This is a genomic window from Marinitoga sp. 38H-ov (genome assembly GCF_011057715.1).
Lineage (GTDB): Bacteria > Thermotogota > Thermotogae > Petrotogales > Petrotogaceae > Marinitoga.
Genome location: NZ_LNGH01000012.1, coordinates 17,019 through 42,150, shown reverse-complemented (window position 1 = coordinate 42,150; position 25,132 = coordinate 17,019). Strand labels below are relative to the sequence as shown.

The 25,132-nt window shown below is 25.1% G+C and carries 33 protein-coding genes; 18 read left to right on the top strand and 15 right to left on the bottom strand.

All coding sequences use genetic code 11. The annotated features are described in order from the left end of the window. The 11 genes from cysD to AS160_RS04560 all read right to left on the bottom strand — a co-directional run bounded on the left by cysD (window position 1) and on the right by AS160_RS04560 (window position 7,339). Window positions 1-882: a sulfate adenylyltransferase subunit CysD gene (cysD, locus tag AS160_RS04610; RefSeq protein WP_165145599.1), complete on the bottom strand. Its 882-nt coding sequence runs from the start codon at window positions 880-882 to the stop codon at window positions 1-3. A gap of 10 nt (window positions 883-892) precedes the next feature. After that, on the bottom strand, window positions 893-1,300 hold the full coding sequence (locus AS160_RS04605) for a hypothetical protein (protein WP_165145596.1): 408 nt from the start codon (window positions 1,298-1,300) through the stop codon (window positions 893-895). Between the two features lie 37 nt (window positions 1,301-1,337). Beyond that, on the bottom strand, window positions 1,338-2,696 hold the full coding sequence (locus AS160_RS04600; protein WP_165145593.1) for a DASS family sodium-coupled anion symporter: 1,359 nt from the start codon (window positions 2,694-2,696) through the stop codon (window positions 1,338-1,340). A 4-nt stretch (window positions 2,697-2,700) separates the two neighbouring features. After that, complete coding sequence (gene cysC, locus AS160_RS04595) at window positions 2,701-3,306, bottom strand: adenylyl-sulfate kinase (RefSeq protein ID WP_165145590.1); 606 nt, start codon at window positions 3,304-3,306, stop codon at window positions 2,701-2,703. 19 nt (window positions 3,307-3,325) lie between these two features. Next, the gene (locus tag AS160_RS04590) at window positions 3,326-3,553 is read right to left on the bottom strand and encodes a ribbon-helix-helix domain-containing protein (RefSeq protein ID WP_165145587.1); all 228 of its coding nucleotides are present in this window, start codon (window positions 3,551-3,553) and stop codon (window positions 3,326-3,328) included. Between the two features lie 133 nt (window positions 3,554-3,686). Beyond that, window positions 3,687-5,189, bottom strand: a complete 1,503-nt coding sequence (locus tag AS160_RS04585) for a flippase (protein WP_165145584.1) — start codon at window positions 5,187-5,189, stop codon at window positions 3,687-3,689. After that, window positions 5,182-6,015 (bottom strand): PHP domain-containing protein, encoded by an 834-nt coding sequence (locus AS160_RS04580; protein ID WP_165145581.1) that lies wholly within the window; start codon window positions 6,013-6,015, stop codon window positions 5,182-5,184. Before AS160_RS04580 ends, AS160_RS04585 begins: the two co-directional genes overlap by 8 nt. A 127-nt stretch (window positions 6,016-6,142) precedes the next feature. Next, window positions 6,143-6,346, bottom strand: a complete 204-nt coding sequence (locus tag AS160_RS04575) for a hypothetical protein (protein ID WP_165145578.1) — start codon at window positions 6,344-6,346, stop codon at window positions 6,143-6,145. 130 nt (window positions 6,347-6,476) lie between these two features. Next, window positions 6,477-6,701 (bottom strand): hypothetical protein, encoded by a 225-nt coding sequence (locus AS160_RS04570; RefSeq protein WP_165145575.1) that lies wholly within the window; start codon window positions 6,699-6,701, stop codon window positions 6,477-6,479. Between the two features lie 99 nt (window positions 6,702-6,800). Beyond that, window positions 6,801-7,013 (bottom strand): DUF2922 domain-containing protein, encoded by a 213-nt coding sequence (locus AS160_RS04565; RefSeq protein ID WP_165145572.1) that lies wholly within the window; start codon window positions 7,011-7,013, stop codon window positions 6,801-6,803. Between the two features lie 110 nt (window positions 7,014-7,123). Then, window positions 7,124-7,339: a DUF1659 domain-containing protein gene (locus AS160_RS04560; RefSeq protein ID WP_165145569.1), complete on the bottom strand. Its 216-nt coding sequence runs from the start codon at window positions 7,337-7,339 to the stop codon at window positions 7,124-7,126. Between the two features lie 572 nt (window positions 7,340-7,911). Between AS160_RS04560 and AS160_RS04550 the strand changes: the two genes are divergently transcribed. From AS160_RS04550 to AS160_RS04495, 14 genes are all read left to right on the top strand, one after another. Beyond that, window positions 7,912-8,079 (top strand): hypothetical protein, encoded by a 168-nt coding sequence (locus AS160_RS04550; protein ID WP_165145563.1) that lies wholly within the window; start codon window positions 7,912-7,914, stop codon window positions 8,077-8,079. Window positions 8,080-8,206: 127 nt separating this feature from the next. Beyond that, the gene (locus tag AS160_RS04545) at window positions 8,207-8,458 is read left to right on the top strand and encodes a hypothetical protein (protein ID WP_206528090.1); all 252 of its coding nucleotides are present in this window, start codon (window positions 8,207-8,209) and stop codon (window positions 8,456-8,458) included. A gap of 9 nt (window positions 8,459-8,467) precedes the next feature. Next, window positions 8,468-8,731, top strand: coding sequence for a hypothetical protein (locus AS160_RS04540; RefSeq protein WP_165145558.1), 264 nt, complete (start codon window positions 8,468-8,470; stop codon window positions 8,729-8,731). 135 nt (window positions 8,732-8,866) lie between these two features. Next, entirely contained in the window at window positions 8,867-9,076 is a 210-nt protein-coding gene (locus tag AS160_RS11600) for a TOPRIM nucleotidyl transferase/hydrolase domain-containing protein (protein ID WP_346774420.1), read from the top strand. A gap of 137 nt (window positions 9,077-9,213) precedes the next feature. After that, window positions 9,214-9,321 (top strand): helix-turn-helix domain-containing protein, encoded by a 108-nt coding sequence (locus AS160_RS11595; protein ID WP_346774419.1) that lies wholly within the window; start codon window positions 9,214-9,216, stop codon window positions 9,319-9,321. Window positions 9,322-9,412: 91 nt separating this feature from the next. Next, entirely contained in the window at window positions 9,413-10,318 is a 906-nt protein-coding gene (locus AS160_RS04535) for a transposase (RefSeq protein WP_241244224.1), read from the top strand. 122 nt (window positions 10,319-10,440) lie between these two features. Beyond that, the gene (locus AS160_RS04530; protein WP_165145556.1) at window positions 10,441-10,578 is read left to right on the top strand and encodes a hypothetical protein; all 138 of its coding nucleotides are present in this window, start codon (window positions 10,441-10,443) and stop codon (window positions 10,576-10,578) included. A gap of 111 nt (window positions 10,579-10,689) precedes the next feature. Further along, window positions 10,690-12,045 carry a hypothetical protein gene (locus AS160_RS04525; protein ID WP_165145554.1) on the top strand — a complete coding sequence of 452 codons (1,356 nt, stop codon included), beginning with the start codon at window positions 10,690-10,692 and terminating at the stop codon, window positions 12,043-12,045. 227 nt (window positions 12,046-12,272) lie between these two features. Next, window positions 12,273-12,500: a DUF2188 domain-containing protein gene (locus AS160_RS04520; RefSeq protein WP_165145551.1), complete on the top strand. Its 228-nt coding sequence runs from the start codon at window positions 12,273-12,275 to the stop codon at window positions 12,498-12,500. 388 nt (window positions 12,501-12,888) lie between these two features. Beyond that, window positions 12,889-13,473, top strand: a complete 585-nt coding sequence (locus AS160_RS04515) for a hypothetical protein (protein ID WP_206528089.1) — start codon at window positions 12,889-12,891, stop codon at window positions 13,471-13,473. Further along, window positions 13,470-14,420, top strand: a complete 951-nt coding sequence (locus AS160_RS04510; RefSeq protein ID WP_165145545.1) for a Kiwa anti-phage protein KwaB-like domain-containing protein — start codon at window positions 13,470-13,472, stop codon at window positions 14,418-14,420. The genes AS160_RS04515 and AS160_RS04510 overlap by 4 nt, the downstream gene beginning before the upstream one ends. 496 nt (window positions 14,421-14,916) lie before the next feature. Continuing rightward, window positions 14,917-15,048, top strand: coding sequence for a hypothetical protein (locus tag AS160_RS11475; protein ID WP_277601276.1), 132 nt, complete (start codon window positions 14,917-14,919; stop codon window positions 15,046-15,048). A 291-nt stretch (window positions 15,049-15,339) separates the two neighbouring features. After that, entirely contained in the window at window positions 15,340-15,930 is a 591-nt protein-coding gene (locus AS160_RS04500) for a type II toxin-antitoxin system PemK/MazF family toxin (protein ID WP_165145540.1), read from the top strand. A gap of 503 nt (window positions 15,931-16,433) precedes the next feature. Continuing rightward, window positions 16,434-16,607, top strand: coding sequence for a hypothetical protein (locus AS160_RS04495; RefSeq protein WP_165145538.1), 174 nt, complete (start codon window positions 16,434-16,436; stop codon window positions 16,605-16,607). Between the two features lie 581 nt (window positions 16,608-17,188). Here the strand turns inward: AS160_RS04495 and AS160_RS04490 are convergent. Both AS160_RS04490 and AS160_RS04485 read right to left on the bottom strand, forming a co-directional pair. Further along, entirely contained in the window at window positions 17,189-17,401 is a 213-nt protein-coding gene (locus tag AS160_RS04490) for a DUF2922 domain-containing protein (RefSeq protein WP_165145536.1), read from the bottom strand. A 16-nt stretch (window positions 17,402-17,417) separates the two neighbouring features. Further along, a complete protein-coding gene (locus AS160_RS04485; RefSeq protein ID WP_165145534.1) occupies window positions 17,418-17,633 on the bottom strand; it encodes a DUF1659 domain-containing protein in 216 nt (71 codons plus the stop codon). Window positions 17,634-17,853: 220 nt separating this feature from the next. On the opposite strand from AS160_RS04485, the gene AS160_RS04480 reads away from it, so the two are divergent. The 4 genes from AS160_RS04480 (at window position 17,854) to AS160_RS04465 (ending at window position 23,143) form a co-directional block, all read left to right on the top strand. After that, the gene (locus AS160_RS04480; protein WP_165145532.1) at window positions 17,854-19,380 is read left to right on the top strand and encodes an AAA-like domain-containing protein; all 1,527 of its coding nucleotides are present in this window, start codon (window positions 17,854-17,856) and stop codon (window positions 19,378-19,380) included. A 17-nt stretch (window positions 19,381-19,397) separates the two neighbouring features. Then, window positions 19,398-21,059 carry an AAA family ATPase gene (locus AS160_RS04475; RefSeq protein WP_241244222.1) on the top strand — a complete coding sequence of 554 codons (1,662 nt, stop codon included), beginning with the start codon at window positions 19,398-19,400 and terminating at the stop codon, window positions 21,057-21,059. Window positions 21,060-21,127: 68 nt separating this feature from the next. Continuing rightward, on the top strand, window positions 21,128-22,654 hold the full coding sequence (locus tag AS160_RS04470; RefSeq protein WP_165145528.1) for an AAA-like domain-containing protein: 1,527 nt from the start codon (window positions 21,128-21,130) through the stop codon (window positions 22,652-22,654). 336 nt (window positions 22,655-22,990) lie between these two features. Next, the gene (locus AS160_RS04465) at window positions 22,991-23,143 is read left to right on the top strand and encodes a hypothetical protein (RefSeq protein ID WP_165145526.1); all 153 of its coding nucleotides are present in this window, start codon (window positions 22,991-22,993) and stop codon (window positions 23,141-23,143) included. A gap of 229 nt (window positions 23,144-23,372) precedes the next feature. On the opposite strand, the gene nadC is transcribed toward AS160_RS04465, so the two are convergent. Further along, a complete protein-coding gene (gene nadC / locus AS160_RS04460; RefSeq protein ID WP_165145524.1) occupies window positions 23,373-24,191 on the bottom strand; it encodes a carboxylating nicotinate-nucleotide diphosphorylase in 819 nt (272 codons plus the stop codon). A gap of 2 nt (window positions 24,192-24,193) precedes the next feature. After that, window positions 24,194-25,132, bottom strand: a complete 939-nt coding sequence (gene nadA, locus AS160_RS04455; protein WP_165145521.1) for a quinolinate synthase NadA — start codon at window positions 25,130-25,132, stop codon at window positions 24,194-24,196.

Here is a 25,132-nt window from a genome sequence, read left to right as displayed (position 1 = left end):
TTACATGTATCCATCTTTTCTTAATTCTTCTAATCCTCCACCATCTTCTTTATCTTGTGCTCTTCCGGATCTTTCTGCAATATTTTTTAATTTACCGCTTTCTAATTCTTCTATTACTTCATCTACATTTTTTGCATTTGAATCTATTGGGAATGTACATGGATAACATCCTAATGATCTATATCTTTTTCCATTTCCATTATCATAATATAATGAAACTGTGGGTATATTTTCTCTTTTGATATACTTCCATATATCCAATTCTGTCCAATCGAGTAAAGGATGTATTCTTAAATGTGTTCCTGGTGCAAAATCTGTTTTGTATTGATTCCAAAATTCTGGTGGTTGATCGGAAATATCCCAAAGATTTTCTTGATCTCTTGGGGAAAAATACCTTTCTTTTGATCTAGATCCTTCTTCGTCAGCTCTAACACCAACGATAACTCCCGTAAAAGGTTCTCTATTAGGATCTGGTTCATATTTACCAGTTGCGTGATTTAATCTATATCTCGTCCATGTTCCATCTAAAGTATGTCTTAAGGCATCTGTTTTTAATCTTTTACAACATTCAAGCCTAGTTGCATTTCCATCAGGAAATGTTTGTTTTGTTTTTAGTGCTTCTACATTTTGGCCATATATCATATCTAAATTCCATTCCATTGCTAATCTATCTCTATATTCAATCATTTCTGGTATTTTATAACTTGTATCAATATGAACTAAAGGAAAAGGCACATGCCCAAAAAATGCTTTTCTGGCAAGCCATAATAATACTGTACTATCTTTTCCTATTGACCATAGCATACATAAGTTTTTGAAGTTTGCGTATGCTTCTCTAAATATATGTATGCTTTTTACTTCTAATCGTTCAAGATGATCCATTGTGCACCTCCTAGTTGATTATGGTTATTTTAACCTTATACTTTTTTGAAATATTTTCAAAAATATATTTTAATATGTTCCAGTAGGGGTTGAAATCTTTTTTGAAAGTTATAATTAATTCATCTATATTTTTTTCTTCTATGATTTTTTCAATGATTTCTTTGTAATTTCCATTAATTTTTTTAATTTGTATATTTGGATATAATTCCCTGGAAAATTTTATCCATTTTTCCCTCATAATTGTTAAATTATTTAGTAAAACATCTTTTAGTTGATTGATTGTTTCTTCTCCAAGCCATCCATTGCTTATTAAGAACTCAGCGGATAAATATACTATATTCTCATCTATGATTAGATAAAACTCTGGATTATCATATTTTTTAAATATTCTAGATAGTGCCTTTTTGTTTTTTTTCATGTCTATATTAATAATAATATTATTCATAATGCACCTCTTATTTATATAATATAGGCCAATATATTAATATTGAAAGTATAGTCGCAATAATACCTGTAATATTTAAAATTATTCCATATTTTATAGTGTCTTTTGTATCAATATAATTTGTTGATAACATTATAGCAACAGCTGGTGTGCTCATTGGTAACATAAAAGCGAAACCTGCTGGTAATACAACACTAAACACAAGTATTTGCGGTAAAATATTTAAGGATAATCCTGTTGATAATACAATAGGCAACAAAAATGCAACAACAGCAGTATTACTCATAAACTCTGTAAATAATACGGTTATTATTATAATTAATACTAAAAATAGTAATGAGTTTGATATAGGAATTAAGTTCATTATCCAGGTTGAAACTCCAGTTTCTGCTAATGTGCTTCCCATTGCGATTGCTCCGCCATACATTAGAATGATACCCCAATTAACATCTTTTTCAACTTCATTCCAGGATATTAATCTAAAGATAAATAATATTATTACTGATAAAAGTGCAATATTTGCGATTCCCATTTTTGTGCCAAAACTTATCCACATTATCATAGTAATTATTAATATAGTTAATATATATAATTCTCTTTGAGATAATTTTGAAAGTTTTAAATTTTTATTTTTTAAAAGATTGATGCCTTTAGAGATATCAATATTTTTTGGTGTATTTTTTATAATTATTATAGAAGCAATTGTTGAGACAGAAATAACTATCGGTAATGTTGAAATAATCCATTGAGTAAATGATATATTTATACCTGTTATTTTTTTTAACATAGCTATTGCAAGAGGTCCTCTAGCACCGCCAAGCAAAGTTGTTCCAGAACCAATAATAGATCCCCACATAGATGAAAGGGTTAAAAACTTTAGATATATTTCTCCATTTTCTTGTTCATACAAAACATTTCCAATTTCAAGAACTATAGGCATCAACATAGCTGCCACAGCATGCCCCGATGTCCAGAAAGACATGATTATAGCAAGATACTGAAAACTTAAAACTAATGATAATGGTGTTTTTCCAAAAATTACGAGAAATTTTAACGCAATTCTTTTACTCAAACCACTTCTAATCATTGCAGAAGCTAAAATAAATGAGCCCAAAACAAAAAAAACAGCGCTATTCCCAAATTTCGAATAAACTTCTGCAGAACTCTGAATTCCAAGCAGTGGAAATGAAATTATAGATAGTATGCTTGTAATCATTAAAGGAACAAATTTTGTACTCCACCATAATATAGAAACAAGAAAAATTACAAGTGATTTATATCCATTAGAATCAAGACCTTCTGGTGGATTGGTTATAAAAGGAAGGGAAAATAAAATAATTGTTATAAGAAAAATTATTTTTCTTTTCATGCAATCACCTGATTAATTGGTGATTTTTTAAATATGTTATAATTTTATTAATGGATTCTTCTAAGGTTTCTTTATCTGTATTTACTATTATTTCAGGATTTTCTGGTTCTTCGTATGGCGAGGATATACCTGTAAAGTCTTTTATAATGCCTTCTCTTGCTTTTTTATATAACCCTTTGATATCTCTTTTTTCGCATGTTTCTAATGAACATTTAACATATATTTCTATAAATCTGTTTTCAGGTATTAATTTTCTTATATTTTCTCTATCTTTTTTAAAAGGGGAGATAAATGTAGCTAATGTTATTATTCCAGCATCTTGAAATAAGCAGGCAACCTCTGAAATTCTTCTTATATTTTCTTTTCTATCTTCTACAGAAAAACCTAAATCTTTATTTAAACCATGTCTTATATTATCTCCATCTAGGAGATATGTAGCGTATCCCATTGAATTTAAAATATATTCGACTTCAATGGCAATCGTTGACTTTCCCGAACCAGAAAGTCCGGTGAACCATAATACAAATCCTTTTTGTTTTAAAACTTTTTCTCTATCTTCTTTTCTTATTTTTGTATGTTGCCACTTTACATTTGGTGACTTTTCTTGCATTCGCCATCCCCCATTTTGTTTAATCTATGTATCCTAAATTTCTTAGTCTTTGTTTTATTATTTCAAGTTCTTCTTCTGTAAATTCCTCTATATTTTCCTTATAATCTTCTGGTTCGTTAGAAGAAACCAAATCTCTTAGTACAAAAATTACAAATTCTGTTACACTACTATATCCTGTGCCCTCTATTATTTTTTTTAAACTTTCATATAATGGTTTAGGGATTTTAATTGTTACCTTTTCAGACATAGGAGAATCTCCTTTCGAGTATTAAAAAAACATAGGCACCAACACTCTAATTGGAGCCTATGTTATTATACTATATTTTTATTCCAAAAGCAAGTAAAAATTGATAAAATATTAGAATTATAATGTTAAAATTTTATTTTTTCCTAATTTTGCTCAACAGAGCATTGAATAGCTCTAAATCTTCTTTATTCCATTTTAATATTCTCATTATTATTAGATAAATCATGTATGAGATGATTAACATTAAAACAATGAAAAGTATATTGTATGAATGAATAACATTTTTAATTAATAGTAATACAAATATTAAAATAATTCCAGAAATAATAGGTTTTATTATTTTTTTATCATAGGGTTGTATTTTTAAGAAAATATATACTTCTACACTTTTTAATATATTTATTGATGCTATTGCTACAGTTCCTCCTATCGCAGAACCAACAATACCATATTTTGGAATTAAAAAAATATTTAAAGATATATTTAGTGCTGCTATTAATATTCCATTGATTAGTTCTAATTTTTGATGTTTTGTCATGGAGAGCATTAAGCCATTGGGTCCAACTATTGCGTTTACAAATTGCCCGATTGCTAAGAAAGATAATACTAAATATCCTTCCATATAATCTTTACCAAAAAAGCTTAAAATTTCTTTTGAATATAATACCATCCATAATGTTAAAGGAATAGTTGAAGTTATTACTATTCTTATTACAGTTGAATATAATTTTTTTAATGTTTCAAATTTATTTGTATGATAAAGTTCAGAAATAACTGTTCCGAAAATTGAATTTATGCTTACAAGGAAAAATACTGAAAGTCCGGCTACAGAACTGCTAATGCTATATATAGCAACTTTTGATGATTCCAAATACATTCCAGAGATGGTTATATTTACCTGTGAAAGTAGGAAATAGGTAAAACTTACAAAAAACATATTTACAGAATATTTTAATACATCTGAGAGTTCTGAAAATACAGGTTTAACTGTGAAATCTAATAATTTTGTCTTTTTGAATTGATAGGTTAAAATAATAAGAATTATTATATTAGAAATGATTGTTGAAATAATTGCGCCGTATAGTTTATAACCAAAATAAAATAGTGGTATAAAAAATGCAATTCTCAATAACCTTTCTACAATTTCTTTTTGAAAATTAAATTTTGCTGGTTGTTTTAGTCCCATAAATATACCCGAGAAAAGGCTTAAATAGGACATGATTATTAAAATAAAACTAAAATAAATAAATGTGTTTTCTAATTCAGGTTTCTTAAAAATATTTATTGCAAAAAAATGTTTGTTTATATTGAGAACAGTAAAAGCTATAATGCTTGTGAGGGTTACTATAATAAATCCAGCATTTATTATAGACTGTGCTTTTTTTGTTTCTTTTTTTCCTAAATATTCACCCAGGAATCTTTGCATTGATGCTGGCATTCCGAAGGTTGTAAAAATAATACCTATATTTGTAATATTAAACCCAAGAGCATATAGTCCATAATCTTGTGATCCCAGGTATCTTGCAAATAAAGCTTGAAGGATGAAAGATAAAACATATGCTACAATTCTTATTAAAAAAGTAAAACTAGATTGTTTAGCTGTTGTTTTTAAATAATTTTTGTAATCATTATCCAATTTTAAATCCTCCTTTTATAAAACAAAGGAAATCATGCAATTCATTGTACACTATATCCATGCCAAGACTTATATGTGGTTTGTTTTTTCCATGAAAATCTGAACCTGCAGTTTTTACTAATTCATATTTTTTAGCATAATAATTATATTCTTCAATCATTTCTTTTGTGTGCTGTGAATAATATACTTCAATACCATCTAATCCATATGATTTAAGTTTTCTTATTAATTCTTCTAAATCATTACCTTCTAATTTTGTTTGGTATGGATGAGCCATAACAGTAATTCCACCTGCATTATGAATTAATTCTATGGCTTTTTCTGGTTCTAATCTTTTTTTGTCCATATACAAAGGTGCCCCTTTTTTTAAATATTTATCAAAGGCTTCTTGATATGTTTTAACATATCCTTTTTTTACCATTAAATTTGCAAAATGGGGCCTTCCAACAATTTCACCTTTTGCTTCTTCTATTAATTCTTCCATAGTAATATAGAAACCAAAACTTTCCATATTTTTTAGCATTTTTTCATTTCTATTTTTTCTAAAATCTTGTAATTCTTTTAATGTATTATTTAGCTCTTTGTTATTTATATCTATACCATAACCTAAAATATGGAGTGTTTTTGGAAATTCAGCACTTATTTCAACACCAGGTATAAAAAATATATCCTCTGTAATATTTGATAGTTCTTTTATAGCATCAATATTGTCATGGTCAGTAATAGAAAAAATTTCTATATTATTTTCATTAGCTAAATTGATAATTTCATCTGGTGAAAAAGTTCCATCTGATCCTGTAGTGTGTGAGTGTAAATCAACAATCATATAAATCCTCCTCTTCTAATATCTGAATTTAATTATACTATTTAATTTAAAAAGTATCAAGTAAAATTTTTAATAATAAGGGATTGGTTATAATAATAAGGCATCTGGTGATGAACCAGATGCCTTATTATTTATACACAACTCCAACTTCTTCCACCATTTTCATTATCTGTTTGTATACGATTAGCAAATCCTCTTCCCTATAAAACCTCATACCTCTAGTTTCTAAATCACCTGTTACTGGTTTAATATTTAGATATTTTACTAGTTGTCTTAAAATATCTGGATTATGAAAATCATACTTTTTACAAAAATAAGGTATAGTTATCATATTACCATCCCCCTATCCTATCAATATTTTTTATACATACAAGTATCATACAACAATATTTTACTACAAAAACGTTTTGATGTGAAGTGTTATTTTTTAAAACTTAGTAAATCAATTATAAAAAATTGATTTAATTTTCTACATCATCTAATTCTTCTTTTAATTCATCTATTTTTTCATCTATTTCAGCTGATAATATCTTTATTTGCTTATTTAATTCATTATTGAAATTCTTTTGTATCTCTTTTAATTCTTTTATCTTTTCTTCTGTATTATCATCATTCAATGCTTCTGTTAGCAATTTAAAAAAATAATCTATTATATTAAGCAATAATATTTTTATAAATTCCCACATATTCAATCTCCTTTCTATTATTATTATTATTATTATTATTATTATTATTATTATTATTTTTTTTTTTTCAATAAAACCGGGGTTGACCCCGGTTATTTATTACTGAATTAAATCAAATAATTCATTTGATGTTGTATCTACTATTGTTGCATTATCTTTTTCATATCCTGCTGGTACTAATACTCCTATAAATGAATCCATCGCATTTTGTACTTCTGTTTCTGTTAAATCTGCTCTTGGATCATTTAAATATATTGTCTTTCTTTTTCCATCTACTGTATTTACAAATGACATTCTTAATTTCTTTGCCATATTAACACCTCCATATTTTTTTATTATTTTCTATACTTTTTATTTTCTTTTATACTTTCATTTTGATATAATCTAAAATTTTGAATAATTTAAATTTTTAGATTTTAAAATTATGCTTGTAATTCATAATTTTCTATTTTCTCAATTTCTACCAATGTTTTTTCACATAATGATGCAAAATTATTTGCTGCTGTATATACTTGATCATCTGTTGCTCCTGCTATAATTGGAAATGATTTTCTTTTTAATATTTGTTTTCCATTATTATCTACTCCATAATCAAAAGATATTCTTACCTTATCTCCTAAACTAATTTTAGTTGCCATCTTTTCATCTCCTTTCAATTTGTTTTTACTTTAATTTCTTTTTTTACTTATTTTTATTCTTTGTTTTTCTTCTCTGTCAGCGCTGACAATTGTAGTATAAAATATTATTCTTGCATGGAAATAGTTAATAAATTATTTGGGAATGAAGTTACTGAAGAGTAACGTGGGAAATTTCGAAGAAAAATTAGTATATCAAATGATTAATTAATTTTATTTTATAATTATGTAACTTTTAGAAACAAAAAGGAATTTTAAGATTAATAATGGTAAAATAAAAGTGTATAGTTTTTGAGGTAAGTCTATTGAAAATAAAAAGAGTAAAAGTAGAAAATTTTAGATTGTTAAAAAATAGATTTGAAAGATAAAACTACTGTTATTGTTGGCAAAAACAATACTGGAAAAACATCATTTGCCACTATATTTTATATGTTTTTTAAAACAGAAATAGTTTCAGACTTGAAGATTTCTCCATAGAAAATCATAATAAGTTTTATGAATTATTTCAAAAATATCTGGAAAATGAAGATATGTTTTTTGATGAAATAAAAAAATGAATTATATTATCGTTATTTGTGGAATATACTGAAAAAGATAATTGGGCGATTTTATATCCTTTTTTCTTAAATCTTAAAGATGATAATAAAATAGAAATTTTATTCGAATATAGTTGTGAATCCCCAAAAAATTTATTTGAAGAAATGAAAGAAGTTATTAATGAAAAAGAATTTTTTAGGAAATAAAAAAAAATAATAAACAACTATTACAAAGTATATATATATTCTGTTAGCGAAGGAAGAAAAAGTTAACAGCAAATATGTAGAAGATTTAATAAAAGTAAAATTTATACAAGCACAAAGAGTTTTAGATGTGGATTATCCTAAAACACAATCAGCCCTTTCTAAAATGTTTAATACTAAATATAATAAAAGAATTAATGAAAAAGATAGAGTTATAAAGTTAGAGAAAAAGTTGGATGAGGTTAATAAAGATATTAATGATGAATTAAATCCATTTTTGGAAGATTTTGTAAAAGTATTTGAAAATTTTGGATTCCCGGGTTTTAATACAGAAAAAGTGAATCTTCTTTCTGATATTACACCAGAGTCTTTGTTAATATAAAACTATATTATGACTCGAGTGAAATTACCCGAATGGGATTTAGTAATCTTATTTATATTTATGTCTTTTTATTATGATGTTTCAGGGAATGATGCTAATATATTTATAGAAAAAAGCGCATATGCATCCACAAATGCAAAGTGTGTTTATAAGAAATATAGAAACACTTTTAATAAAAAAGATAATGATAATGTTCAAATAATAATATCCACACATTCTTCACACATTTTAGGTAATGCGAAATTTGAAAGCATAAAATATTTTTCATTCTGATATACTGAAATAAAAGAGAATTTATATCTAATGATGTAGAAGATAATATTAAAAAAAATATCTTACTTTAGGTAAATGTGATTTGTTTTTTTCAGATAAAGCTGTATTAATTGAAGGAACTGTTGAGAGAATTTTATTTCATTTTTTATTAAAACATTTGAAGAAAAATATAAAGATGATTTTAACAAAAATCCTCAAAAAAGATTATCTAATCAATATATTTCAATAGTAGAAATTGGAAGAGCTTATATGCATAAGTTTAAAGGACTATTAGAATTTCTAAATTTAAAAACATTAATTATAACAGATATTAATTCAATTAATATAAATAGAGAAAAATGCTAAGCGAAAAGAGATGAAAATATTTATCGCTTTATTGCAAAGAAGACACTACCTTCTATAATATGGAGATGAATTTGCAAATATTGTGATACATGGGTTGAAATTAATACATACAAAAGAATATATTAAGTCTCAAGGAAGTGAAAAAAATACTTCAAACTTACAAATTTCGTATTTACCTTACGAAAGAACAAGAAGAAAAATTAAATAAGCATTTTGGTTGTGCTCGATTTGTATATAATTTTTGAACTATTCTTCTATTATGTACAAAAAGTTGAACATTTCAGCTAATTACAATAATTGGGCTCGTGTTCTTGTGAAGTTAAAGAAAACAGATAAATATGTAATAAAGTCAATTCTCAAACACTTCAACAATCACTCAAAGATTTAGAACGCACATTCAAGAATTTCTTCAAAAAACAAGCTAAATATCCGAACTCCAAGAAAAAGAAAAACAGACAAACATTTAGAGTGCCTCAGCATATACAATTGTATATGAACAATATAAAGTATGGATATATATTCGTGCCTAAATTCAAAGAAGGAATAAAGGTACGCATACATAGAACACTACCAGATACATTCAAGATCAAGAACGTTACCTTCGAAAAGACAACAACAAACAAATACTATGCATCAATAGTTATGGAAGTTCCAGATGTACAAATAACGAATACATCAAATTATATTTTAGGAATAGATTTAGGAGTAAAAGATACAATCACATTAAGCAATGGCGAAAAATATAGTATGCCTAATTTGAAAAAGTATGAAAAAAGACTGAAAAGATTATACAGACAATTGTCTAAAAAACAAAAAGGTTCAAAAAATAGAGAAAAATCAAGGATAAAACTTGCAAAGTACATTGAAAAAATCAATAATATTAAAAAAGATTGGATACATAAAATAACCCACAAAATTGTCAGCGAAAACCAAGTTGGCAAGATAGTGGTAGAAAATTTAAACATCAAAGGAATGTTGAAAAATAAAAAACTTTCAAAGTATATTCATTGGCAGTCGTGGAATAAGTTCATAACAATATTAGAATACAAAGCAAAAAGACAGGAAATAGAACTAATCAAAACAGACAGATTCTACGCATCAAGTCAGATATGCCATATTTGCGGACACAAAAATGAAAAAGTTAAGAACTTAAATATCAGAAAATGGGTATGTCCTAAATGTGGGACAGAAAATGATAGAGATATAAATGCAGCAATTAATTTAGCAAATTATGCGTTTTAATAAGTAGTAGGGCGGGAACCGCCCGAATTTAAGCCTGTGGATCATGCACTGGCGGCGGAACGGAAAACTTCGGTTTACGAGTTATCATGGGATGAAACAGGAAGCCACATCTTCTGTAAGGTGTGGTAGTTCATGTTATTTGTTCTAGAGCAAAAAGAAATTTAGCTATTATTTTTACATCAAATTTAGATAATGAATCGATAAATAATATAAAAGAATTGTTTGGTGAAGAAAATTTTACTGAAGTAAAGTTAGCTTGAAATAAAAGGAAAAAATTTTTAAATTATAAAATTAGTGTGATGTTTCTGATTATATGAGGTAGATATTACGATTATTTAATAATAATCGTAAATATGGTCAAGGTGAGAATTATGGAAAAAATGTATGATGATATTAAAAATACTATTATTAAAAAAGTAGAAAGGTTAATTACAGAATATTCATATGAAATAGAAAAACATATTAATGGTGAAATAAAAAAAATATCTAAAGATACGGTAATATGTATTAATAATAGCTTTTTAAATAGAAAAAACTTTGTTAGTACAACAAAAAATGACAAATATATTTGTTTTTCAAGTGGCACTAATGATGAAGAAAAAAATATTTTTATCGGGATTTTATCAAAAGAAATGAAAACAGATTTTAAAATATTTAAAAAAGAAGATTTTTTAGAAATAATAAAATTAAATGAAGATAATAAAGAAAAAAATGAAGGGAGAACCTGGAAAGAAATTATTAAAGAAGAAATCGAAAATATTGGAGATTTAATTTTTGTTTTAATAGGTAACTTAAAAGATGTACCTTGTGAAGTAAATTTAAATAATACTAAAAAAATAAAAAAAATAAAATATGATCCAAATTGTATTGAAAACAAGGTTGATGAGGAAACTGGATGCTATATTATTAAATCCCTTAATTCTGAAAAAATTATAAGTGAAATATCTCAAAAAATATTAGAAATTGAAAATACCGATAATAAAAAAGCTGTAACTGAAGCAGTTTCAAAGGGTTTTGAAAAACTTTTAGAAAAATCTCATTTTCAAATGGATTTTTTAAATAATTTTGAGAACAATAATTCCTTAATAAATAAAATGATAGAGTCCTTTGAAAAACAAAAAAAGAAATATATATATAATTTAAATAAATATAAATCTGCAAATAAAAATGAAGAAAAGGACGACTTCCTTATTGAACTAAAGAGATTATCTTATGCATTTGTAGATGATGCTATTAAATTATTAAAAGTTTTAGTAACTATAATGGACCTTAAACCTTTAATATTATGGATGTTAATTTATGAATTTTATTCATTAATAGCAAAATTTAAAAAAATCCCAAAAATTTTAAAAGGAAGTGAAAGAATTCCATCTTTAAATAAATATAGAGAGATTATAGCTGATACTAGAAACTATGCATTTCACAGATTTTTTTTAATTGATAAGCCAATTGATGTAAACTTTAAAAATACAAAAATTGAACTAAGAAATTTAACTTTATTTTCATATTTTAAATCAAATCAAAAATCTATATATCAAAATTTTAAATTTGAAGATAAAGAACTTATTGAAGCCCTTCTTGAATTTACCACTACTCAAAAAAACGAAATTGATGATGAAATTTGGGATATAAATTTAGAAGTTATAGAAAGTATGGAAATACTCTTGAAAGAACTAAAAGCAATGCTTAATAAAATTTTTAGTTTAAGAAATTCAAAAAATATTTAATTAAAATATGCAATTTAAACTGAATATTATAAGACTTCTGGTTTAGAAATACCATTGCGTTAGATAAAAACTTATAAAACCTTTATTTACTTATTCCTTTAAAGTTAAAAATCTATATATTATTAGATTATAAAATTTACCTTATATTTTTAAAGATGTATTTTAGATATAAAATAAAGACTGTGTGTGGAAATTTTAAAAAAAATGATTAAAAAGGGGGGCAGAAAATGGGTAAAAAAAAGAATCAACACGTGGTTCCTCATAATGGAGGTTGGGCAGTTAGAGGTGAAGGAAATAAAAAAGTAACTAAAAAATTTGATACTCAAAAAGACGCAATAGACTTTGGAAAAGAAATAGCTAAAAACCAAAAAAGTGAATTAATAATTCATAGGAAAGACGGAAAAATAAGAGATAAGAATAGTTATGGTAATGATCCATATCCACCTAAAGGCTAATAAAGTTTTTTTCAATTAGTTAGAAGGTGATTATTTTGAAAATGAATTTGTATAAAATTGATTCAAATGATTTTAAAAAGATAAAGAAAAAATAGCTAACTTTCTGTTATTTCAACTAAATGTTCTAGGTATAAATATCCTCATGCAATAAAATTAAAAAAATATTAAAAAATAAAGCAATACCATTGCTTATTACAGAAGATCCTATTACACGCTTATAAAGAAAAGAAGATGAAGAGAGGAATATTGGATTAAATATATTTATAATACATGAAAAGTGATTGAATCACTATAGTTAAATAATAACTCAGAATTAGAATATTTTCTTAAAAACAATTATTAAATTTATTAATTATACGAAAACATTATATGTGAGGAGGTGTTGGTAATGAAAAAACTTAGCTTATTATTTAAAGTGATTTTGTTTCTTACTTCGTATATACCATTTTATTTTATGTACTGGGTTATTGATTATAATACTATTAATTGTAAATTTCCTTTTTTTCATTTCAATACGTTTTTATCTTGGGTTTTTTTCTTTTTTTCTTTATCAATATTATGCCTTTTTTGTATGCTAAAGTATTTTAAAAGCTCAACTGATTTTGATATTGTAGAAATCAAATCATGTAAAACTATAGATAGCGAAGTTACCTCCTATTTAGTTACTTATATATTACCTTTATTAACATTTAATCAAGGAAAAAATGTAATTATCCTGATAATTTTAATATTTTTAATAGCAATTCTTTATATAAAAAGTGATATGTTTGCTGTAAATCCTATATTAATGATATTAGGTTATCATGTAATTGAATTTGATTTTAAACAGAACAGCTGGAAAAATAATAAATCTGCAATTCTTTTAACAAAATTATCTTTTTATCAAATGAATAATTTTATTAGAGAGCAAAAAAAGGTGAAAATAATACAGATTAATCCTGGATTATATTTGTTTAGGGGGGATGCTGAATGAAGAATGTTTTTGAAGAAATTAAATCTAAATTAGATAGTGCTTCAATAAAGATTTATCTATTTGAAAAAAAAGAAACGAAAAAAGTACCTTTCGTTGTCTATAAATTACTTTTTGGTACAGATATCAGGGAAAAGATATCGAAAATTTTAATGGATGAGATTGACAATTATATAAACCAAATAGAAGAATTAAATAATAAGATACCTGATTACAATCCTGATGAAGAACAACCTATTTTTAAAATTAATACCTCTGAAATAAAAGATTTTCAAGAAATATATCCGTATATTACTGAGGAAAAAGAACCTGAAATAATATCAAAGGATACTTTAAATGAAATTAATAAAATAAAAGCTTGGATAATAAAAATCGAATTTGAAAGTGATAAAATTACAAAACAATTTTTATTTTTTCAAAAATTTATTAAATCACAATTTATGCATACAAAAAAGATGTTCTTTATTTTAGATAATGATGAGTTTAAACTAGTAAAAGATAATATATTGGGAATGGGAAATACATTCGATATTATATTAATGGATAATTTTTTCATATCAAAAAACTTATCAAAATTTGAATATATTTTTAATTTTGTTGAATATTATCAAAATGAATCAAAAGATTTTATTAATTCGTTCGAACAAATTACATTCTTAAAAATAGATAATGAGGCAAAGAATAAAATATTGTCTAAAATAGAAACATCAAAACGATTTGCACACAAACTGTATACTGCACAAAGAAATAAATATTATAAAAAAATTGATATGGAAAAATTAAAAATTTTAAAAAAAGATATACCAATTGGTGTAGAGATTAAAAATAATAAAATAATTATTGATAAAAATACTGATTTGGATGATTTAGTTAAAGTTCTGAATGATGACTACGAACAATCGTTAATAACAGAGAATAAATATATATCGCATAAAAAAGAGAAATTATAAAATGTAATCCTAAAAATTCTAAAAGAATTTTTTAGTTTTTTTTATATTTGTCAATTCAATATAGTTCTTTCTCTTTTTAAAGAATAAAATCATTAGATAATATTATATACAAACAATGAAAATGATTTTATTTACCAAAATAATTTATATTGTTTGATTATAATTTGTAAAAAGATAATGATTAAGGTAAAAAACGAATTTAATAGTTTAATACATATATAGCTTTATATCTTGATTTTGGTTAATTAATTTTAAAAAAAAGGATCATGAAATTCTTGCTGTTCATGGAATGGTGGGAATAAGTGTTTGACCAAATTGTTGAACTAAAAATCTATTATTAATGCTATATTATATTATCAAATTGGAAAAATAATTTATAATGTTTTTAGCAGCGTCGGAGAAAAAATCTTATGTTATATGTTATTCTTGAAATAATAAAAATAATAGATGGTATAATTCCGAAGAGGTATTGGAAAGTTTTTCTGATAAAAAAGTTTTGATAAACAAATACACAGGTTTTTTTGGAGATGAAAATGTTAAATTTAATTTTTCTGTGGTGATAGAAGAATTTTTGAGTGAAAGTATTTTTTGTGATATAGTTAATGAAGTGTTAAATGGGAAAGTATAGCGTAGAACTGCAAATAAGAATCTGGGTCAATAAATGATTTAGTGATAAAACTGGGGATTTTCCACAGTTTTTATTTTATTATATTAAAGAAGTTCCTTAATTATTGTATCAACTATTAAAAGTGATATTGTTAGTAAGTTATTGTAAAACTACTGAAAATAGTATTACCTCTACCTAAAATTTGAATTTCACAGTCGTTGTAAAGGAGATACTTTTTTTAAGAATCTAGTTGTAATCAATATTTTGTAAATTGAAATTGATCAATTAAAGCATTAGGAAAGGTGGATATAAATGTCCAATAATAAGATTACAATTGCTGATGTGAAGAAAAATATAGAGAATATAGTAGAAAACATAAAGAATATTCTAAATAATGTTAATCTTAAAAATAATAATCTTAAAAAGATAAATAATCTTTTTGTTGAATTTGAAAAGCATTTAAATAAAAGTTTAGAAGATTTTTCTTTCAAATATGAAAATCTTCCACGATTCAAAAAAGGAGACATAATTTATGTAGATTTTGGTTTGATATTAGGTTCTGAGCAAATGGGGAAAAGGCCTGCTGTTGTTTTAGAAAAATACAATTCACCTAAAGCACATACGTTAATTGTAGCACCTATTACAACTTTTAATGGAAAGGGAACAAATAAAAATTTTAACGGATTAATTAAAGTTGATGATATTCCAGAATTAAAAGATAATAGCTGTATAAACTTAATGCATATTAGGGCGATAAGTAAATTAAGATTAAGAAAGCATAAAGATTTTGGGAATAAGTATATATATTCAAAACTGAAAACCAAGCATTTAATAGAGTTAGATGATGCTCTTTCACAAATCTTTATAGGGAAAGCAGAGAAAAAAAGCAAAACAAAAGAATAACAAGAAAATAGTTTGTAATTGAGAATATTTTTATATAATTATGCTAAATCAGTCAATATAATACTATTATCAGTTTAACAAATTGACGTTTTTATGTTATAGTATACATGTGATTATGTATTACTATGCCCTTAGAGGCCCAAGCGAGTTAAATTTTTAATGCCCTTAGAGGCCCAAGCGAATGAAAAATTAATCCCAAAGTGGATAGGCGTTTCGAGCGTAAGCTCTTAACGCCTTTTTTTAATTTTATTTGTTTAAAACTATTACTTATATAAATAGTTTCTTTTAACTAACATTAGAAAGAAATGAAAAGTGTGACGAAATGTAATTTAAAAAAAATATAATTCTAAAAAGAAACAGGTTGCACATCAATTGCATTTTGATAAATTCTAAAGATTCTAAAACTTATATTTTTTCTTATATCTTGTGGTAATTCTGTATTTTTGATAAAAAGTTATATAATGATAATAGAAGATAATTAGACGAGAAGCGAGGTGATTATAATGGTAACAACATCTTTTGATAGGGACTTTACTTTGAAAAGCAAAAAAGAAGTAAAAAGTTTTATTAGAATAATACAAACACCTTCTAAACCCATAAAAATAGATAGAAAATTGGTATCGCCAAAAAGAGAGAAAGAAGGTGTTGAAAAATTAAGAAAAACATTATTTCGTTAAAAAAACTAATTGAGATAAGCAATGAGATGAAAGCTCAAGAGCTTATCTCAAATTTTTTTGTAAAAAAGACGACTTACTTCAATTTATAAAGATTTTAAACAAATATGATTTAATAATTAAATCGAGTCATTTTAAAATACTGTGTAAATAATGAATATGTGCAACAAATATAATTTAATATTTTTCTAGATTATAATATTTTTTGTATAAAATTTATAAATGAGTTGACTTTTGAATGTCTTAAAATTTGAGGGTTATTTGTTTTAACTATTATTAGAAGATATATATTACTTTTTTACTATAAAATAGTTAGAAATCAATGTGGTGAATTTTTCTGTAATCCTTTTTTAGTTCTCTTATTTTTTTTTCCTTCTTTTGAAATTTCTGTCAGCATTTTAAAAAATTGATCCATTATGTTTAATAATAATATTTTAAGAAATCCAAATTATTTTATCTCATTTTTATTATTTTAGATTTTGAGTTAATAATTTCACTAAGACACGAATACTATTTTTAAAAATATTTTGAATATAAGTTTAAATTGATCTGCAAATAAAACCGGGGTTGCCCCCGGTTATTTGTTACTGAATTAAATCAAATAATTCATTTGATGTTGTATCTACTATTGTTGCATTATCTTTTTCATACCCTGCTGGAACTAATACTCCTATAAATGAATCCATTGCGTTTTGTACTTCTGTTTCTGTTAAATCTGCTCTTGGATCATTTAAATATATTGTTTTTCTTTTTCCATCTACTGTATTTACAAATGTCATTCTTAATTTCTTTGCCATGCTAAATCACCTCCTATTATGCTTGTAATTCATAATTTTCTATTTTTTCAATTTCTACTAATGTTTTTTCACATAATGATGCAAATTTACTTGCTGCTGTATATACTTGTTCATCTGTTGCTCCTGCTATTATTGGAAATGCTTTCCTTTTTATAATTTGTTTCCCATTTCCATCTACTCCATAATCAAATGATATTCTAACTTTGTCTCCTAAATTAACTTTAGTTGCCATAATCTCATCTCCTTTCAATTTTTTTATTAAATTCTCTTTTCTTAGTTTTACTTTTTTTGTTTTAATTTTTCTTTCTTGTCTATTGTTAGTTTTTTATTTTTCTTCTTTGCCAGCGCTGACAATTGTAGTATATCTTAGTGTTTTTGCTTGGGAATAGTTGAGGAATTATTTGCAAATGAAGTTACTAAGTGTGATATAATTCAGTTGTGGAGGTGAGGTAATGAGAAGATTTTGTACAAGCGGACCTGTTGATAGAAAAACATGTTATTATGTAGAAAGACCAGAATTAATGGAAGAAGCAATTGATCATATAGAAAATTGGAGATACTTTACAGTTTCTGCACCAAGACAAACGGGAAAAACTACATTTTTAAATGATATAGTTGAAAAAACAAAAGATAAATATTTGCCTATATTCATATCCTTTGAAAGTTATGATATAGAAAACAAACAACAATTTCTAAAGGTATTTACAGAGGATATAATTGAAGATATTAATTATAGACATAATATAGATTTAGAATTAAAAATACCAACTATTACCGATGAAATAAAAGATTTAATAAAAGAAATACATATGAAAACAGGAAAAGAAATAATATTAATGATAGATGAGTTTGAAAGATTTAAAAATTCTAAAATAATAAATGATTTTTTACATGCAATAAGAAGTATATATCATAAAAAAGAGTTACATAGATTAAGAAGTGTAATACTAATAAGCGTAGGATATTTAAGTGGAATATTAGAAGATAATGCAAGTCCATTTAATATAGCAGAGCATATGGAAGTGCCATATTTTACAAAAGAACAGGTATATGACTTATTAATACAACATGAAAAAGAAACAGGACAGATATTTGAAGAAGAAGTAAAAGAGCTCATATGGCATAATGGTGGGGGACAACCAGGATTAACCAATGCATTAGCATATGATTTAGTAGTCAAAAAAGCAAAAAATGAAAAGATAGTAACAAAATCCCATTTTGACAAGACACTATATGATTTTCTGAAAAAGTATATAAATAAAAACATAGAAAATGTAATATCAAAAGCAAAAAATGAAAAAGATTTAATAATGCAGATTTTATTTGAACCAGATAAAATAGAATTTGATATAAGTGATGAAAGAATAAAATATTTATATTTAAATGGAGTAATAGATGAGTGTAATGGATATTGTTGTGTGAAAGTACCGTTGTATTATAAAAAATTATACAATCATTTCAAACCACAAGTAAATGGAGAAAAAACTTACATGGCAACAATAAAGGATACAATAAGGCCATATATAAAAGATGATGGAAGCTTAGATTTAAATAAACTACTAAAAAGATATATAAAATATATAAAACAAAGAGGAGCGGTAATGTTTAAAGGAAGGAATTATTATGAAGGAGTATATCAATATAATCTTGATCAATTTTTAAGTTTATACATAGAAGCAGCAGAAGGAAAAGTATATCCAGAAACGCAGGTAGGTGGAGGAAGGATAGACTTATTAATAAACTTTAATAACAAAGAGTATTTAATAGAAGTAAAGGTTGATATAACAGGAAATGAATATGAAAAAGCGAAAAAACAATTAATAGAATACATAAAAAGGAATGATTTAAATGAAGGATGGTTAATAGTATATTCAAGTTCAATAGAAGATTTTGAATATATATTGGAAAAATATGAAGATAAAAAATTGCATATATGGTTTATAAAAACAAACTTTGAAAGTCCATCGAAAGTACAATAAACCCAGAGGTGGGATTGATGAAATTAAAAAGATTACCAATAGGGAAAAGTGATTTTAAAGATATAATTAAAAATGATATTTATTATATAGATAAAAGCTTGTTAATAAAAGAAATAATAGAAAGTGGAGATTCAATATTAATAACCCGTCCAAGAAGGTTTGGGAAAACATTAAATATGAGCATGATGAAATATTTTTTTAGTAATGAAGAGGATAACAAACATTTATTTAAAAACCTGAAGATATGGCAGGAAAAAGAGATAATAGAAAAATATTTAAATAAATATCCTGTAATATATATAACCTTTAAAGATGCAAAAGCAGATAATATAAAATTATTAAAAGATATAATTATAGAAGCGATAGCAAAAGTATATATATTAAATGAAAAAATAATGGAAAAATTATATGAACCAGAAAAAGAAGTGTATAACAAAATAATGTACAAAAAAGCGGAGGAAGCAGAATATATAAATAGTCTAAAAAATATGTCAGAATATTTATACCGATACTATGGCCAAAAAGTAATACTATTAATAGACGAATACGACACACCGATACAACAATCATATTTAAATGGATATTATAAAGAATTCATAAATTTCATGGGAAACATGTTAGGATGTGCATTAAAAGACAATGAGTATTTAGAAAAGGGAGTATTAACAGGAATAACAAGGGTGGCAAAAGAAAGCATATTTACAGGAGTAAATAATCTTGATGTCTCAACAGTATTAGGTGATTTGTTCAAAGATAAATTTGGATTAACCTGGGAAGAAGTAGAAGAAACATTAAAATATTATGGATTGGAATATGAAAAAGAAAAGGTAATAGAATGGTATAACGGATATAATTTTGGAGGACTGAAAATATATAATCCATATTCAATAATAAACCTGGCAAGGAATAAAGGAAAAATAGAATATTACTGGATAAACACAAGTGGAAATGAATTAATAAAAAGATTGATAAAACAGAGTACAGCAGAAGTAAAAACAAAAATAGAAGAATTAATAGAAGGAAAAACAATAGAAAGTAGTATAGATGAAAACTTAGTATATGGAGATTTAGACAAGAGTACAGAAGAAAGCATATGGACATTATTTCTATTCACAGGATATCTGACATGGGTAGAACACACAGGAGAAGAAGGAGAGCCAAGATATAGTCTTAGAATAACAAACAAAGAAACATTACAATTCTTCAAAAAAACAGTGGTGGATATAATAAAAGAAAGTAAAATACATTATGAAAGTATATTAATGGAATTAATACATGAAAACTATGAAGAATTCAAAATAGCCTTCAAAAAAATAGTGGAAAGAACAATAAGTTATTTTGACGTAAGTGGAGAAGAACCAGAAAGATTTTATCATGGGTTAATATTAGGAATGATAGTAGGATTAAGCAAAAAATACATAGTAAAAAGCAACAGAGAAGCAGGATATGGAAGAGCAGATGTAATATTAATACCAAAAGAAAAAAAAGAACCTGGAATAATATTTGAATTCAAAAAACATTATATAAAAGAAGGAGATTTAAAAAGTAGTGCTGAATTAGGAATAAAACAAATAGAAGAAAAAGGATATGAAGAAGAAATAAAAAGTTATGGGATAGAAAAGGTAATAAAAGTGGCTATTGCATTTGATAAAAAGAATGTGGAAATAATTGTGAAATAACAAAGCCGGGTTTGATGCCCGGTTTTTGTTATTGAAATGTGATATAATTTAGTTATGGAGGTGTAAAGATGAGAAGATTTTGTACAAGCGGACCTGTTGATAGGAAAACATGTTATTATGTGGAAAGACCGGAATTGATGAAAGAAGCACTTGATCATATAGAAAATTGGAGATATTTCACAGTCTCTGCACCAAGACAGAGCGGAAAAACAACATTCTTGAATGATATAGTTGAGAAAATAAAAGAAAAATATTTGCCAATATTTATATCTTTTGAAAGTTTTGGGAATATAAAAATTGAAGAAAAGTTTATAAAACAATTCACTAAAAAGATTAAAAATTTCTTTGATTTTAATATGAAGATAGAATTTGAACCAAAAAAGATAGCAGCAATAAGCGATCTGGATGAATATATAATGGATATAAATGAAAAATTTGGAAAAGAAGTAATATTAATGATAGATGAATTTGAAATATTAGAAGAAAAATTAATGAATGAATTTTTGCATGTAATAAGAGATATATATCATTCAAGGCAAGGTTATAAACTAAGAAGCGTAATATTAATAAGTGTAGGATATTTAAGTGGAGTATTGGAAGACAATGCAAGTCCGTTTAACATAGCAGAACATATGGAAGTGCCGTATTTTACAAAAGAACAGGTATATGACTTATTAAACCAACATGAAAAAGAAACAGGGCAGGTGTTTGAAGAAAAAGTAAAAGAACTAATATGGCATAATGCGGGAGGGCAGCCGGGATTAACCAATGCACTGGCATATGATTTAGTGGCAAAAAAGGCAAAAGGAGAAAAGATAATAACAGAAAAACATTTTGAAAAAACATTATATGATTTTATGCATCAATATATAGATAAAAATATATCAAATATAATATCAAAAGCAGAAAAAGAAAAAGAATTAATAATGAAAATATTATTTGAACCAGAAAGTGTTGAATTCAATATATATGATGAAAGAATAAATTACTTATACTTAAATGGAGTAATAGATAATTGTGAAGGGAAATGTTGTGTAAGAGTGCCGTTATATTACAAAGCATTATATGACAGATTTAAACCACAAGTAAATGGAGAAAAAACTTACATGGCAACAATAAAGGATACAATAAAGCCGTATATAAGAGAAGATGGTAGTCTTGATTTAAATAAATTACTAAAAAGATATATAGAATATATAAAACAAAGAGGAGCGATAATGTTTAAAGGAAGGAATTATTATGAAGGAGTATATCAATATAATCTGGATCAATTTCTAAGCTTATACGTAGAAGCGATAGATGGAAAAGTATATCCAGAAACAGAAGTAGGCGGAGGAAGGATAGATTTATTAATAAACCTGAATAACAAAGAATATTTAATAGAAGTAAAGGTTGATATAACAGGAAATGAATATGAAAAAGCAAAAAAACAATTAATAGAATACATAAAAAGAAAAGGATTAAAAGAAGGATGGTTGATTGTATATTCAAATACAATAGAAGATTTTGAATATATTACAGAAGAAAAAGATGGAGTAAAAATTCATGTGTTGTTTATAAAAACAAACTTTGAAAGTCCATCAAAAATTATGTGAATTATTATATAATAAAAAAACCGGGGATTATGCCCGGTTTTTTTACTAAATTAAGTCAAAGAGCGTGTTGAAGAACAAAATAAGCAGTATGGATTTTGTTTAGAGAAATTTAAAAATAAAAGAAGTTTAACTTATTAAAAAACAATAATAAACCTCATTTAGAAACATACAAAAATAAAATAAGTAATTCTAGAAATAAATCATTTCATAATTTCTTTAATTTTGATTTGGATATACGAGTAAATTTGGAAAATATAGATATTAAGGGAAAAGAATTAAGAATATTTAATGAATACAACAGTAAAAAAAAGAATAAACAATTTGATAATTTTAATTTTGATAATCGTGAAAATTTCTTTTTCAAGAGCAACTCAAAAAGAATTACCAAGCGATTTTTGGGAAAAAAACTATAAAGTTATGAAAGCATTTTATAAATTAATCGATAAAACAGAGGAAGTACTATGGTTACTAAATTCTTTTAAAGATTAAATAATCATGTTTTGAGGTATTTGTAAACTATTAAAAATATAAAACCTATAAGTAAATTTAGGTATTTGAATTTATTTTTAGGATAAAATAAAAAAATAATGTTTACCATATGGAAATAATTGGAATACATATAATGTTAAATATTATAATAATGAAATAATAAATGATAATATAATTAATGAAATTCTTTCTAATATACATAAAAACGCCCTTGTATTTCTACAAGGGCTTAAACCTCAAGTGAATAATCAACATATTTTATTTCTGTTGTTAATTTACCCATAGATATAATGTCTATATTATCATCAACATAATCTAAATAATTATCTTCACTAATACCACCAGATACTTCTATTATAATATTAGGATAGTTATATTTTAATTTTTTAGCTAATTCTTTTGCGTCATTAGCAGAAAAATTATCAAGCATAATAATATCCACATTATTTTCTGCTGCTAAAAATGTATCTTTTTCATTTTCTACTTCAATCTCTATTTTTTTTGTAAATGATTTATACTTTTTAACTGCATTTATTGCATTTTCAATAGAACCATATAATGCTATATGATTATCTTTTATCATTATACTTTCAGATAAATTCCATCTATGAGTATCTCCACCACCATGAATAACTGCTAACTTTTCTAAATTACCCAATCCTGGAAAAACCTTTCTTGTTGCTGCAAGTTTTGTTTTTCCATTTATTTTACTTACTAAATTATATGTTTTAGTTGCTATAGCACTCATTAATGATAATACATTAAGCATTGTTCTTTCAACAATCAATATATTATATGCATTTCCTTTTATTTTTCCTATAATTGTATTATTTATAAAATCACCATCATTATAATAAAACTCTGAATAAATATTATATTCACTTAATAATCTTTGTATTATTTCTATTCCTGATACTACAACATTATTATTTTTTAATAATATTTCTGCTGTTGTTTCCTTATTCCTTAATTCATATGATGCTATATCAAAAAAATTATTATCTTTCTCTATCCATTCTTTTAATAATTTTATTTCATAATCAAACATTATTATTCCTCCATCAATTTAAACATATTAATTATAGGGATTTTAGCTTTTTCCATTATTTCATCATCTAAAAGAATTTCATTTTCTTCATTTAACAATGCTTCATATACATTTTTCAAATTGTTCTTTTTCATATTATTACATATACCTAATTCTTTTAAAGGATAGAATTTTTTATCTTTAAATGTTTTAGACAATTTATGAATCATTCCTATTTCTGTCCCAATAATATACTCTTTTGTATTATCTTCTTTTGGGAATCTCATCATTTGTCCAGTACTACCAATATATTCACATAAGTCCCTAACTTCTTTTGGAGCTTCAGGATGCACAATAATCTTTGCATTAGGATATTTTTCTCTTGCAATATCTACGTCTTTTACAGAAAATCTATTATGAACATAACAATATCCAGTATCCCCAGGTATTGTTATAATAGTTTTTCCTGTTTTTTCTGCAACATATGAACCTAAATTCTTATCTGGACCAAATAATATAATATCAGAATCTATTTTACTTACAATGTCAACCGCATTAGCAGAGGTACATGTATAATCTGCTAATACTTTACATTCTGCAGTGCTATTAACATATAATACAACTGGTGCATTAGGATATTTTTCTTTAAAAGATTTTATTATCTCCGGTGTTAAAGAATTTGCCATAGGACATGTTGAACCTTTTGTTGGAACTATTATTTTCTTACTAGGATTTAATATTTTTAATGTTTCTGCCATAAAATCTACACCGAGAAATAGAATTTTATCGTTTTCTATTTCTGTAGCTAATCTTGCTAATTGTAATGAATCTCCTGTTATATCAGATAAATCTTGTAATTCTGGAATTATATAATTATGACCTAAAATAGTATATTCTTTTTTTTCTTTTAATTCTTTTATTTTTTCTATTAATTCTTTTTCAATAGCAGTATCTGTAATCAT

Excerpts from the sequence above, each read along its gene's own strand:
- AS160_RS04500 (WP_165145540.1), top strand. The coding sequence starts at position 15,340 with ATGTCCAATAATAAGATTACAATTGCTGATGTGAAGAAAAATATAGAG.
- AS160_RS04485 (WP_165145534.1), bottom strand. The coding sequence starts at position 17,633 with ATGGCAACTAAAGTTAATTTAGGAGACAAAGTTAGAATATCATTTGAT.
- cysD (WP_165145599.1), bottom strand. The coding sequence starts at position 882 with ATGGATCATCTTGAACGATTAGAAGTAAAAAGCATACATATATTTAGA.
- nadC (WP_165145524.1), bottom strand. The coding sequence starts at position 24,191 with ATGTTTGATTATGAAATAAAATTATTAAAAGAATGGATAGAGAAAGAT.
- nadA (WP_165145521.1), bottom strand. The coding sequence starts at position 25,132 with ATGATTACAGATACTGCTATTGAAAAAGAATTAATAGAAAAAATAAAA.
- AS160_RS04565 (WP_165145572.1), bottom strand. The coding sequence starts at position 7,013 with ATGGCAAAGAAATTAAGAATGTCATTTGTAAATACAGTAGATGGAAAA.
- AS160_RS04580 (WP_165145581.1), bottom strand. The coding sequence starts at position 6,015 with ATGATTGTTGATTTACACTCACACACTACAGGATCAGATGGAACTTTT.
- AS160_RS04600 (WP_165145593.1), bottom strand. The coding sequence starts at position 2,696 with ATGAAAAGAAAAATAATTTTTCTTATAACAATTATTTTATTTTCCCTT.
- AS160_RS04490 (WP_165145536.1), bottom strand. The coding sequence starts at position 17,401 with ATGGCAAAGAAATTAAGAATGACATTTGTAAATACAGTAGATGGAAAA.
- AS160_RS04590 (WP_165145587.1), bottom strand. The coding sequence starts at position 3,553 with ATGTCTGAAAAGGTAACAATTAAAATCCCTAAACCATTATATGAAAGT.
- AS160_RS04525 (WP_165145554.1), top strand. The coding sequence starts at position 10,690 with ATGGAAAAAATGTATGATGATATTAAAAATACTATTATTAAAAAAGTA.
- AS160_RS04570 (WP_165145575.1), bottom strand. The coding sequence starts at position 6,701 with ATGTGGGAATTTATAAAAATATTATTGCTTAATATAATAGATTATTTT.
- AS160_RS04540 (WP_165145558.1), top strand. The coding sequence starts at position 8,468 with ATGACTCGAGTGAAATTACCCGAATGGGATTTAGTAATCTTATTTATA.
- AS160_RS04495 (WP_165145538.1), top strand. The coding sequence starts at position 16,434 with ATGGTAACAACATCTTTTGATAGGGACTTTACTTTGAAAAGCAAAAAA.
- AS160_RS04515 (WP_206528089.1), top strand. The coding sequence starts at position 12,889 with ATGAAAAAACTTAGCTTATTATTTAAAGTGATTTTGTTTCTTACTTCG.
- AS160_RS04575 (WP_165145578.1), bottom strand. The coding sequence starts at position 6,346 with ATGATAACTATACCTTATTTTTGTAAAAAGTATGATTTTCATAATCCA.
- AS160_RS04560 (WP_165145569.1), bottom strand. The coding sequence starts at position 7,339 with ATGGCAACTAAAATTAGTTTAGGAGATAAGGTAAGAATATCTTTTGAT.
- AS160_RS04520 (WP_165145551.1), top strand. The coding sequence starts at position 12,273 with ATGGGTAAAAAAAAGAATCAACACGTGGTTCCTCATAATGGAGGTTGG.
- cysC (WP_165145590.1), bottom strand. The coding sequence starts at position 3,306 with ATGCAAGAAAAGTCACCAAATGTAAAGTGGCAACATACAAAAATAAGA.
- AS160_RS04605 (WP_165145596.1), bottom strand. The coding sequence starts at position 1,300 with ATGAAAAAAAACAAAAAGGCACTATCTAGAATATTTAAAAAATATGAT.
- AS160_RS04475 (WP_241244222.1), top strand. The coding sequence starts at position 19,398 with ATGAAATTAAAAAGATTACCAATAGGGAAAAGTGATTTTAAAGATATA.
- AS160_RS04480 (WP_165145532.1), top strand. The coding sequence starts at position 17,854 with ATGAGAAGATTTTGTACAAGCGGACCTGTTGATAGAAAAACATGTTAT.
- AS160_RS04510 (WP_165145545.1), top strand. The coding sequence starts at position 13,470 with ATGAAGAATGTTTTTGAAGAAATTAAATCTAAATTAGATAGTGCTTCA.
- AS160_RS04470 (WP_165145528.1), top strand. The coding sequence starts at position 21,128 with ATGAGAAGATTTTGTACAAGCGGACCTGTTGATAGGAAAACATGTTAT.